This window comes from Cupriavidus sp. CP313 (assembly GCF_054072015.1).
On the sequence record NZ_JBSVZB010000010.1, the window covers coordinates 111,369 to 123,149 of the forward strand.

10 protein-coding genes are annotated in these 11,781 nt (G+C 61.5%); 2 read left to right on the forward strand and 8 right to left on the reverse strand.

What is annotated here, in order from left to right; all coding sequences use genetic code 11:
- Nucleotides 1–33: 33 nt before the first annotated feature.
- Nucleotides 34–1,080: a hypothetical protein gene (locus tag ACW4E8_RS16040; protein ID WP_456805399.1), complete on the forward strand. Its 1,047-nt coding sequence runs from the start codon at nt 34–36 to the stop codon at nt 1,078–1,080.
- A 230-nt stretch (nt 1,081–1,310) separates the two neighbouring features.
- A complete protein-coding gene (locus ACW4E8_RS16045; protein WP_456805400.1) occupies nt 1,311–2,336 on the forward strand; it encodes a hypothetical protein in 1,026 nt (341 codons plus the stop codon).
- Nucleotides 2,337–2,526: 190 nt separating this feature from the next.
- On the opposite strand, the gene ACW4E8_RS16050 is transcribed toward ACW4E8_RS16045, so the two are convergent.
- From ACW4E8_RS16050 to dnaG, 8 genes are all read right to left on the reverse strand, one after another.
- Complete coding sequence (locus ACW4E8_RS16050) at nt 2,527–5,223, reverse strand: TraM recognition domain-containing protein (protein WP_456805401.1); 2,697 nt, start codon at nt 5,221–5,223, stop codon at nt 2,527–2,529.
- Between the two features lie 249 nt (nt 5,224–5,472).
- Nucleotides 5,473–5,952, reverse strand: coding sequence for a hypothetical protein (locus ACW4E8_RS16055; RefSeq protein ID WP_456805402.1), 480 nt, complete (start codon nt 5,950–5,952; stop codon nt 5,473–5,475).
- Nucleotides 5,949–6,872, reverse strand: coding sequence for a thioredoxin fold domain-containing protein (locus tag ACW4E8_RS16060; RefSeq protein ID WP_456805403.1), 924 nt, complete (start codon nt 6,870–6,872; stop codon nt 5,949–5,951). The genes ACW4E8_RS16055 and ACW4E8_RS16060 overlap by 4 nt, the downstream gene beginning before the upstream one ends.
- Before the next feature lie 205 nt (nt 6,873–7,077).
- Nucleotides 7,078–8,484: a secretion/conjugation apparatus DotM-related subunit gene (locus ACW4E8_RS16065; protein ID WP_456805404.1), complete on the reverse strand. Its 1,407-nt coding sequence runs from the start codon at nt 8,482–8,484 to the stop codon at nt 7,078–7,080.
- On the reverse strand, nt 8,484–9,026 hold the full coding sequence (locus tag ACW4E8_RS16070) for a lytic transglycosylase domain-containing protein (RefSeq protein ID WP_456805405.1): 543 nt from the start codon (nt 9,024–9,026) through the stop codon (nt 8,484–8,486). Before ACW4E8_RS16070 ends, ACW4E8_RS16065 begins: the two co-directional genes overlap by 1 nt.
- A complete protein-coding gene (locus tag ACW4E8_RS16075; protein WP_456805406.1) occupies nt 9,023–9,511 on the reverse strand; it encodes a hypothetical protein in 489 nt (162 codons plus the stop codon). Before ACW4E8_RS16075 ends, ACW4E8_RS16070 begins: the two co-directional genes overlap by 4 nt.
- Entirely contained in the window at nt 9,511–9,930 is a 420-nt protein-coding gene (locus ACW4E8_RS16080) for a hypothetical protein (protein WP_456805407.1), read from the reverse strand. Before ACW4E8_RS16080 ends, ACW4E8_RS16075 begins: the two co-directional genes overlap by 1 nt.
- A gap of 99 nt (nt 9,931–10,029) precedes the next feature.
- Nucleotides 10,030–11,781, reverse strand: a complete 1,752-nt coding sequence (dnaG, locus tag ACW4E8_RS16085; RefSeq protein ID WP_456805408.1) for a DNA primase — start codon at nt 11,779–11,781, stop codon at nt 10,030–10,032.

Genomic DNA, 11,781 nt, shown 5'->3' on the forward strand with positions numbered 1-11,781 from the left:
TTGGGCCCGTTCTTGCTCAAGAAAGGAGAATTTATGGTTGCAATAACCTTCGCCGGCGCGCAGCCGGAGGACGTTCAGTACAAGGAGATCGATGCCTCGACGCCGCCGGGGCAGAAGCGCCCGGTAGCGCAGGCTGCGGCGCAGGCGACAGGGACCGACAAGCGCGGCTGGTCGGCCGGCTACTCGATGCTAGACAAGGATAGGTCGATGATCGCCCAGGTCGTCGCCTGGATTACGCGGTTTCTCAAGGCTGTACTCGCGTTCATCAAGCGACTTTTTGGCGACAAATCCGCCTTGGGCGGTCCGGCCGAGGGGGCGGCCACGGAAAAGGCAGGTCTACTTAGTGCGACGACGCCCGCTGAGCAACAAGGGGCAGCGTCCATGAGATTCATGGAGCGCGGCAATCCGACGCCCATTCATGATGGTCCTGGCAACGCCGCCTTCACAGAAGCGCAGCCCCTTGGCGTAGCCGCGGCACAGGCAAATGGCTTTCCCTCGGATGCGGTGCGGCGGGCCGCCGAAGAGTTTGCAGAGCGCTGGCCTGCAATCGGTGCAGAGATGCTCAAGGATCCCGCGGTATTGCAAAAGGCGCAGTCGAAGCTGCGCGAGGGTGGGGGCGCTGACCGCGTTGGGGAATACCTGATGCGACTGGCGATGGAGCATGATCACGAAGCGCAGGCTCAAGCGCTGATCAGCCAGCTCGAACAAAAGCTCAAGGAAGCTGGCATTTCCGATCGAAACAATGGCCTGGGCCTGAACCGGCGCGACCTTGCGAGGATGATGATCTTCGGGATGGAGGAGCCAGGGACGCGGCAGGCACTGATGCCGGAGGCAAAGCGGATCGTGGAAACCTTCCTGCGCGAGCCTCAGCTTGTCCAGCAACTGGCGGCGAACCTTGCCGTCCGCGCCGGAAAGCTGGGTATTCAGCAGATTGCTTCTGATGCTGAGAAGCCTGCAGCGGATGCGCCGGCCAAGCCCACCAAGGGACTGACCTTCGGCCCGCCGACCCAGCGCCCGGCGGGCGGACCGATCGAAGACCCGGACGACGCCTATCTGGCCAACCGGGATCGTGCTGCCTAAAGGCCCGGAACCGGTGCGTGGTGGTTGCCGGGCCGAAGTCAGAGAACGGAATTTGTGAGACTACGGCTTCTCAGAGGGCTTGCTAACTTATCGCGGTCGCTGGGGCGCTGCTCCGCCGCGATCGATGTCCGGTGTAGACTGGTCGCCGCCGTTCAGGTTCCTTGGGCAGAATGAGAGCGGCTGCCGTGCCCCGACGTTGATTGTTCCGAACCACGAAGCTGACATAGTCTATGCAAGATGCCTCCGCACCCGATAACGCACAATCCCAACTTGGCCCGCCAACGGCACCGGAACGATTCGCCGTTTATTCCCGAGGCTTCGAAAGCGACGATCACGCTCGGTCGATTGGGCAGTTCGTCGGCGAGTACGTTCGCGTGTTCAGCCGGCGCTTCGACCTTAGCCACCTAGATGGAGTGACGGTAGCCTACGACTATGCTCAAGCTTTGCGCGACCTCGACAGGGGTTACGAAACGTCGCACCATCTGACGCCTTCTGAGGGTCATGCAGTCGGCGTCGCGATGACACCCTCCGTGCTACGCGATGGCGCGCTGAAAAGCCACATAGTCCTGAATGCCCATTTCGTCGCAGCAATCCTCAACCAGGAGCATGAGGGCTTCCGACTTGCCCTGCACATCATCGCTCATGAGTGCGCGCACGTCGAGATCACGACCACGTTCGAGGCGGCATTCCCAGGCGTATTGCTGCGGCAGCAGTACTCGGACGTGCGTATAGCGTTCCGCCAGCAGGTTATCCTTGCCTGTTGGGACGAATACGCCGCGACTAGTCTGAGCGCTGGAATTGGAGAAGATCCGACAGACGGCTACGAGGACACGTTCTTGAGGCACTTGGCTGAAGCGCGCCAAGTGGCTAACAACCATATCAAGCAGTACCGGATTCATGCCAGCGTGGATCGCGTGCTCGCAGAAGTCTATGGCACCTATGGCAACCTGCTGAAGTTCGCGGCCTATCACCTCGGCAACCTCGATGGGCAAGGCATCGCCATAGCGGACAGAGCGAGAACTGTTGAGGCCTTGGCCGGACATTGGTTCGCGCCATACTTCGTTCAGTTAGGTGAGGCCTGCCAAGCCATTGCTAATAGTTACGGGCGTTGGCCCGATCAAGCACCCTTCGAGGCCATCGGTGACATCGCCGATAATTTGGTGAACTTGGGCGGCGTCCTTTTCCGCTACCCTGAACCCGGCCAGTTGTACATCGACATCCCCTTTACGGCGGACACGATACCTGATGTTGAATAGCACGAACGGCATTCCATCCGAGATGGTTGGCATCGCCGGGTGCCAACACTATGAGTCAACATCAAGACCGAAATCAGTTGTGCCCCAATCCAGCTAATTTCGGGCTACCAGTCCGGCGAAAGTGCTGTAGTCCACCTAATTCCGGGTCCAACTGCATTGACGGGAGCGGACAGGGAACCCTGATTTTGACCTAGACGCCGCCGGGCCCAGCTTCGTCATCGACCGGCGGTGCAAACTGCGAAAAGAACGCGTCAATCTGCTCCATCGTCAACTCGCCCTGGCCAATCGTATTGGGGGTGACCTGGGCGGCGAGGATCTGTTGCATCGTGTGGGCGGACGCCGCCGGCGTCGGGCTGCCAAGCTCGGCCTCGACATTCACTAGCTCGGACATAGCTTCCTCGGAAAGGCCCACAACCGTCGAGTCTGCGGAGCGGGGGTGATGCGCCATGCCCTGCGCCGCCAGCACCGAATCCGCAATCCACCGCGGCGATCCGGGCGATTGCCCCAGCGACTCGCTAGCCTCGCTGTCCAGAATGGCATTGAGCTGCTGATCGGGTGTCATGTCGCTAGGGTCGACCAGGTCATCCAGCCCGCTCGGCCATCCGGAGCCGCCAGCAGGAGATGGCTGAGAAACAATCTCGTCCTCTTCTTCGAACTGGAGGTCTGGAGGCGGGGCGAAGATGAAGTCCTCGCGCACGTTAGCGACGGGCGGCGCTCCGAGTACTTCCGCAACCGGGCGGCGCATGAGCGCTAACGGATCTGGGAGGCCGTGTTCGTCCAGTACGCCGGCAACCGTTTCAAATGCACCCTCCGTCGCCAGGACGGCGGCAAAGTGAGTCACGGGCGCGCGGGCGGCAACAGAATGCCGCTCGCCTAGCAGCTCGTCCTGGGAGATGGACTCGTCAACTGGCTGGGCAGGGACTGTGGGAGCGGCGCCGGGAAGCCCTTCCGCAGCGTAGCCGGCAGGGAAGGTCCCACCCAAACCCAGTGCGTGCTTCGCTGCCAGGTAGAGCACGACCCCTCGCTCCATCGGATTGATACCCTTCTCCACGGTATCCAGAGCCTTAGCTACCTTGCCAAGCGTTTGGAAGAGCGGCAGCACCGGTTCCGACGTAGCCGAGGCGACGTGGGAAAGGTGCGGAACCTGCCTCACATAGCGCATGTAGTCAAGCATGCGCTGGTGTACGTCGATTGAACCGCCGGTACTGGTCGTCCGAATCGGCATGCACAAAGCGGCCACGTCTTCATCGGTAGACGGGGCCACCTGCAGGAAGCGGTTGATGTGAAATTTCTGATTGTTGAGCTTGTTGAGCCAGCCTCCCATATAGAACGAGCTGATGCGGCGTGTGACCCCGAGGGCGTTCATGACGCCCTGACCAGGCTTCATCGTTTGCATCTCGTTGAATGAGACCCGCTCGATCTCCGTGATCGAGGCATTCTCTTCGCGCCGGAAGTTCTGGCCAACCTGTTCAAACCGGTTGTAGACACTCACATACGCTTTGCCGACGATCTCGCGCACGAGCTCCCATGTCTTCTTGGGATCGTCGATCTTCATGAAGACCTTGTTCACGGTGTTGCCAAGCATAGCGCCGGCTTCCGCGGCGCGACTGCCTTCCGTGAGCTTCTCAAGGTCCTGGGTGGCGGCCATTAGCGACAGACCCAAACTGCGTGCCTGGGCGAACATCACGGCGATGCCATCGGCGAAGTAATAACCCAGTTCATCAAGTGCGGCGATATAAGGGTAGGGCGCATTCGTTGCCTTGGAGTCGAGCAACTCCTCGCGGCTACCCTCAAGCTCCGCCCCGAGGTTCTTAGCCATCATCACCCGCAAGCAAGCAATCGTGAGCTTGCCGAGGTTCTCTGCCTCCTGGCTCGACTTCTCCAGGGACGGGATAAGCAGGAAGAGGATCCGGTTGTGGAGCGCCACGTCGATCATGTCGATCTCGGAGAACGCGGAACGGAAGATATAGCCGTACGTCTTGTCCAGCAGGTTCAGCACCGGCATCAGCTGGCCAGTGCGATAAGCGTGCTGCTCGTAGGCGACGTTGTCCTGCTCATTTGATGGGGCGCGGCCGCCGGGGCGAGCTGGCCCACCGGGGGCGGCCCCCGGATCGACAATCCTGTTGTTCTTCTTCAGAAGCTTTTCCACCTGGTAGGCCGGGCAGCCCGAATCCAGATAGTTCTTAATGCCTACATAGCCGTAGGACCATGATTGGTCGGCGCGTTCCTGCGCCTCGTCGTATCCCTCGAGGTACAGCTCCTCGATCTTGGGCAGCGCCAAGTAGTCGATGATCATCCCGACCGACAAGGCGGCGCCCTGGGTGTCGCGCTTATAGCAGAGGGCGGTGATGACCGCCCGCCAAAGCGCGAGCGCCTTCTCCTGCCATCCCTTGCCGTCGCCCTCGGCCTTCGGCAGCAGATTCGCCCCCATCTGAATGATGGTGTCGGCATCGGCCCCGGAAAACGGGTTGATCTTGTTTGTGCGGCGCCGGCGGGATCGGGCGACCTGCTGGGGGGTCTTACCGCCCAACAGGAAGTTCAGCACTAGGAATGAATCGTCGCGACCGAACGCTCGGGCCATCGTGTAGCCGTCGGCAGGGAGCTTGTTGTCGGCTTTGCCGTCCGCGGCAAAGAACCCGCTCCCCCAGCAGAGCGCGTTGTAGAAGATTCCCTTCAGGGTCTCGCTCTTACCGGAGCCCGTGGAGCCGAGGATCAACCAATGCTTGCGCAGGTCGTCGTCACTCAGCCAGCACTGCTTGAACTTCTCGAACGGCGAGTCGGAGCGGACATCGCCAATCAGCAGGATGCCGTCCCCCTTCTTGCCTTCCGGGTCCGTCGTGCCATTGGAAGCCGGATATCGGTAAGGCAGAACGCTCTTCAGGCTCATGACGCCCCAATGCGCCAGCAGAAATGCTGGGGCAACAAGCGGCAGGAGCACCGGAGCTGAGCTGCAGAGATACACAGTTGGGCCGGCAACGAAGAGGAAGTTGGAGGGCTTTGACAGCCACTCTTGCGCCCGCTCAGTCCAAGGGCGTACGTCGGCAATCCGCCGGCTGATTGGAACTTCGTGATGGGACTCGATGAACTTCGTCACAGCGCTCGATGTGGAAGGTTGCGGGCGTTCTGGGCGGCGAGATTATTGATCTCGCAGTACGTGTTGGCAGACGGCGATAGCGCCAAGGAAAGCCGCCGCGGCATGCTCGCGGCCGGATGGCGATCCGATCAATCCGCCGATCCGTGAGAGGTCAGTCTGGCCGATATCACCGGTAGCGATCCCGGAGATGGACCAGTCGATCAATGCATCGCGCCACGTTGCCAGGATGGCGGCCGCCGACGCTCCACTGGGATGCGCCCTTTCACGGATGAGGCTCAGGCTGGGCCCCATTGCTTCGGCCAAGGCCTTGACCGCTGGTGCTCCACCAGGTGAGCAGCCTGCAGTGAGGGAGATGGCGCCGCCAGCAACGTCCAGCAGGATCGCGGTGATTTGCCTGCCGTCGCCTTGGGTTACTGCTTGACGAACCTTGTCCAAGGCGCTTGGCACGAGGAAGCGATCCATGCCAACCCCCGCGGCGCCTGCCATGACCGCGTCAGTGAGTCGCTCGAGTTCGAGGCTCATTTCCGGACCTCGTTTTGCTTCAGGAACACGGTAAGGGTCTCGGCCGTGTCGCCGCCGGTCGCAATGACGCCATTCGGCGCGATGATCGTCGGAGTGCCGGTCAGGCGAAGGTAGTGGAAGAAGAGGTTGCCAGCATTGACCTTAGTGGTGCCATCCTTGCAGACCTCCCCCTTTGGGGTGGGCGGCTCATCCCCCTCCAGAGCCTTCTTCCATGCGCTGACCGGGTCCTTGCTGCATTGGATATTGACGGCCAGGGCTTCTCCACCGGTCTGGAACCCGACGGGAATGATGATCGGCTTATAGCGCGCGGGAACTTGGGTCCAGATTGGCTCAAGGGCGCGACACGCCGCGCAGGCTGGATCCGCCAGGACATAGAAAGGAACCTCGCCGCCGCGCAGTTGGATACCGACCTTTTCGCCCATCGTCCTGAGGTTGCCCAGATCAACGTCATTAAGCTGGTTCCCTGTGACATCCATGTCCTTGTCAGGACCGGACGGCGCGAGCGGCGTGGACTGGGCTAGGGGCTGGGGGAATCCCGGTGACGCAAGTGTGGCAGCCAAGCCCGTGTCCGGCTGGGGAGCGCGCTCATCCTGCTGCTGAGCATTGCCGCGATGCCCCATGGCGAAGACAAGCGCCGCGGTGAGTACTCCGCCGGCGACAAGCCCGCCATAAGTAAGCCGTTTGCGACGGAGGGAACGGCTGATGCTGTGCAATGGCTCAGCGGGCGGAAGGGAGGGCGCCTGCCGCACAGGCGGCACGGCCGCGGCTTGGGTTTCGTACAGCGCGGCCTGAATCTTCTTCGAAAGCTCGCGCTGGATCTCCAATGCCGTTTCCCGGTTGGGTGAATAGAGCTTGAGAACTTCCTTGCTGAGCGGCGCCATCAAGGTAAGGTTGATGGTGTGGCGCTGCTTGTTGTCCATGAGGCCAGGCGTTTCCTCGATCGACACGGCGAAGCCGCTGGTAAGCGATTCCGCGGGTAGGTCTGCAGTGGCGGCTCCGCCTCCTGCAATGACAGCTGAAATCGAAATGATCTTGGCACCACGCTTCCCGGCAGGTAGGCGGCAAACTTCGACAGAATTCGAGACGTGGTTGTGGTCCATGGGCAAGTAAGGGGTCGGTCGTGTATCAGTGATCGCCAGGCGGTGGCGGCGGCGGGGAAGCGTTAATCGCTGCAAAGGCGTCCAGGATGGCTGTGCTGGACGTGTGCCAGGTGTCGGCTTTCTGCCACCAGTCTTCGTTGTCGTCCGCGCCGGCCCGCCAGCTTTCCCATTCTTCAATCAGGCCCTGATGGACGTACTTCGACAGGACGATGTGCTCGAAGGTGTTGTCTTCCCGGCGCCTAATAGGCAGATATCCGAGGCGGGCACAGCGGACTTCGAACTCGGCCTGGCTGAAGGCCAACGCACCTTCGGTGTGTGGAGTCTCGCGGCCTTCCGAGTCAAGCACGTAGAACATCACCCGATCGGTCGGCTTGAGCCAGATGAACGACCAGGGGCCGAACTTGCCGTTGCGCCGTGCCTGCTTCAGCAGGCCAAAGAGGAACGTATATTCCCAGTGATGGATCTTGGCCAGGTTGCGGACGAGGGGGTGCGCCCGCCATTTCTCGAACGTCTCGAGCGCCAGGGGGATCGACAGGTTGGCCATGCCTGTCGCGGAGCCGAACGCCGACAGATTTAGTGCGTCGTAGAGGCGACGGCTCTCCGTGCGACCGGTCGGTCCGCCAAAAGCGTAGGGGGCCATGATGGCAAAGATGACCTTGCCGGCGTCAGACAGCCGGTCTGGGAACACGACCTCCTCGGGCTTGCGCTTCATGTCGCTCATCAGATTGACGATCTGGCGGCCGAGGTAACGCTTCTGAACGAGTTGCTCGCCGCCAACCGCGATAACGCGGTCCGCTTGCAGATGCTGCTCGAGGCGCTCGGCGTGGACGGTAAGCTGGCTGTCGCGGTCAGCGTTCGGGATGTCAACGCTGTCGGACGCTTCGTCCACGACGAGGATGGGCTTGCCACCGGCTCGCGCGGCGCGCAGGAACTCGTCCGGGAAGGTCTGACGGCGCCAGCCGGGTAACCGATCGTCGATCAGGGCCTTCTGGATCTTGACTACCGGGGCGATGTCGGTGAAGACCGTGATCATGTCTTCTGCCAGCCGCTCGGGGGTCATCTTCGCGTTCAGGCGGGACCGCTCGACTTTGCGAACTTGACGTAGGAAGAGAACCGCCGCTACACCGAAGAAGGTTATGGCTGCTGGGCGCAGTGCAACGTTGCAGTAGCTGATCCAATCCAGTAGCCCAATCCGGTTGGGGTATGCCCGGTATAGGGTATAGGTGGCGTTAAGGTCGGCAGGCGTGGTCCCAACAACCGAACGCGGAAGCCAGTGGTACGGAGTCGCGAACAGATCCAGAACGGGGGTGAAGTAGTAGACGACGAGGTGGGAGCCGACCATCCAGATCAACCCGCCGAAGATGGCGATCGTGCCGAGAATGAGTAGTCCCCACGACAGAACGCCGTCTTCTTCCTTCTTAGGCTGTGCCATCAGAACACCCCGCGGGAGAGAATACTCTGGTATGCGCCCCAGACCTTCCGGATGTAAATCTCCTGGTATTTCGCGGTCGGTGAGTGGTACTTGCCAATGGCGCACCAGATATCGCCCCGGCCGGTCCGGCGGCACCAGTCCCATTCGGAGCGCAGTGCGTAGCCCTGGACCATGAGGGCCTGACACATGTTTGTCAGGAGCTCGGACTTGGGAATACCGAAGCGCTCGACCATAATGCGCCCCCAAGACCGGCTATTCACTTGGGCGGGCCCCCAATCTTCGCTACCATCAGTGTTTTGCCCAACGACGCCAATCCGGCCACCGGATTCGACCTTCATGATGGCGAGGAGGGCAACGGCGGGAACGTCATATCGAGCGGCAGCGTCGGCGACGCATTTCGCGGGGATGTGCGCCGGCAACATTATCTGGCGCGAAGCATCGACCGTCGCCCCGACTTGCGGTTGTGCATTTGCGCTTGTCAGGGCCGAAAGCAGTAGCACTGAGCCCGCGAGTGCGGATTTCAGAGGGAAGCTGTTCTTCACTTGAATAAGCGGTGGAAGAAGTCGTCGCGCGACAGGAAGGCGCGGAAGGTGATAAGGGCCCGCAGATCAATCTGAGCCTGGTAGAGGGCACACTGAATCGTGCGCGCTCCGCAGATCAGTGCGCCGAGGCCAAACGCAAAGACGCCGATCAGGAATCCGATAACACCGGGGAAAAACCAAACGACGCCGAACATCAGGCACAGGAACACCCAAGAGGTAGCGAGCATTGCCCACTTTGCGCGCACAACGGCGCGCCGTTGGTCTGCCAATTGCTCAGCGGTCCAGCCATTGCGGGTGAACAGCTCCTCGAAAGCGGTGCGCTCATCATCGGCCTCGATGAGAACCGCTGAGGCGGCAGCCTGCTCTTTCAGTTCATGGAGCCGCTGGTAGGCGGCCTTGATGCCCTTGGCCGCATTCGCTGACTCGGATGCAAGGCGGATATACGGGGCAGCGAGTACTTTCGCCAGGGAGCTGGCAACACCCATCAGAGCTCTCCGTTTTCGCCGCCGGACGGCAGTGTGCGCTCGTCTCGGATGGCAGCAGCGAGCCGAGCGAGGCTGTGTGGATTGAAGAGGGCGGCCCACGAGCGGCTCGCTGTCACGTGCACGCGCATGGCAGCCAACTCCGGGACCTCGTCAATCAGCTTGGGATCAATTTCCTGAACTGCTCGGGCCGCCTCCAGGAGATAGTCACCCGACAGACGTTTGAGTAGCCCGTTCACCTGCTCCAATGCGTGGCTGCGGGCGGGTTCAGGCTGGCTCGCAATCTGCGGCAGCCCGGCAATCAGCTTGTTCAACGCAGCGCGCTCGAGTTGCGCGCGGCCAAGTGGGCTTTGAGTGCCATAGAGCACGCTGGCCACACCGTCGGCGAACAGCCCATGGGTTTCACGCTCTACACGACTCATAGAAACGGCGTCCTTGATATTTCACCGCAGCATATTACTACGAAATAAGAAATGTGGAGGGAATCTTCTTTCGGGAGCACCGCGGGCCGGCAAAATTCGTCATTCGCGCGTACGTGCGGCAAGGTAGGCTGAATCCGAGATCTCCCCTCGCGCGAGCTGGCGCGCCGCGGCTGCGGCCTCTCTGCTGCGTCGAATCTCGCCGGCGATCGCGCTACTCGCTTCCAGGACACGCGCATAGGAGCGGCGCTCCTGCTCGGAGCACTGCATGGGGACGGCCTTCCCCGCTGCGATAGCAGCGTCGAGCCTGGCGAGGAACTCCCGCTCCACCATATCCGGCCCTGCACCGACCGCGAAGACCGAGCGAACGGTAACTCGGGCCCGTGTGGCTTCGTCCGGTAGGCGCATGGCTGCGTGCAGAAGCCGCTCACCCGCGGAAGGAATTGCAGGCGTGGCGACTGGTTTGGCTGTTGGCGGGCTGGGCTGGTGAGGCAGGGGATGGGCGGTGAGTGCCTCAATCCTCTTCGCGCGCGCGCTCAGGTCTACCGCGAGAGGGTTTGAGGGATCCAGCTTCTCTATCACGCGCGCGGCGCGTTGTAGTAGGCTGCGCCTGCCTGGTTCGTCCGCCCCCTCTACCTGTTCGGCCAGCAGTTTGCTCAGGGCCTCCCCGATACCAAGGTGGTGATCCTCCCTGAAGACTGCCGAGCCATGGGCACGAACGTATTCGTCCGGATCTAGGTCATCGGGCAGCAGGAGAAACTGAAACCGATTGGCGGCCGCATAGGGAATGACAAGGAAGAGGGCGCGGAGCATGGCTTTTCGTCCGGCCGCGTCTCCATCCATGATGAAAAGTACATCCTTGGTGTGCGCCAGGATCTGCTCGATCTGGATCTCGGTGAGCGCAGTGCCCATGCTGGCCACCGCGTTCTTGACGCCTTTGGCGGCCAGGGAAAGCACATCCATATAACCTTCGACTACGCAGGCACGCTGAGCCCCGCGAATGGCACTGACCGCTTCATACAGGCCGTAGACGACCTCACCTTTGTGAAAGATTTCGGTTTCAGGTGTGTTGAGGTACTTGGGGCCCTCGTCCCCGGGGAGGACGCGCCCGCCGAACGCAATGGGCCGGCCTTCCTTATCCCGGACGCCAAAAATGATCCGCTTGCGGAAGAAGTCCCAGCGGGTCGTCCGATCAGGGGTGACCTTCTCTTTTGACAGGCCGGCGGCGATAAGGTCGGGGTTCTTTGCATAGTCGCCGAAGGCTGTCTTCAGAAAGCCAAACTCGTCCGGAGCGAAGCCGATGACGTAGCGCCGCGCGATATCGGGAGAAATTCCGCGACTCTCCAAGTACGCGATTGCCTCGGGCGCGCGCGTAAGTGCCGAAATGTACGCATCGGCTGCGATTCGGGTGACCTGGTAAAGGTTCTCGGCCGGCACCGCCGGCAGCTCCTGCTTGTCGGTCGGTCTGGCCTTTACCACCGGTGCCGGCCGGGGAATCGGGTTTGGGGTGGTTCCAGAGTGCGGAAAAGGGATACTGGCTCGCTCTGCCAACAACTGCACCGCCTTCGGGAAGGTCAAGCCGTAGGTCAACTGTGCCCACTTGACGGCGTTGCCTCCCGCCCCGCAGCCAAAGCAATTGAAGAACCCTTTCTCCGCCGAGACGGAGAGGGAAGCCGTGCTGTCATTGTGGAAAGGGCATTTGCCCATCACGGTCGTCCCGCCGCGCCGCAGATCGACCGATTCGGAAACCAGGTCTTCCAGGTTGGTGGCTTCATTGACGCTGTTGATAAAGGCGTCAGTCAGGCGTGGCCGGGGCTCGAAACGAGGCCCGGGCTTGCGGGAGGAGAAGCTCAT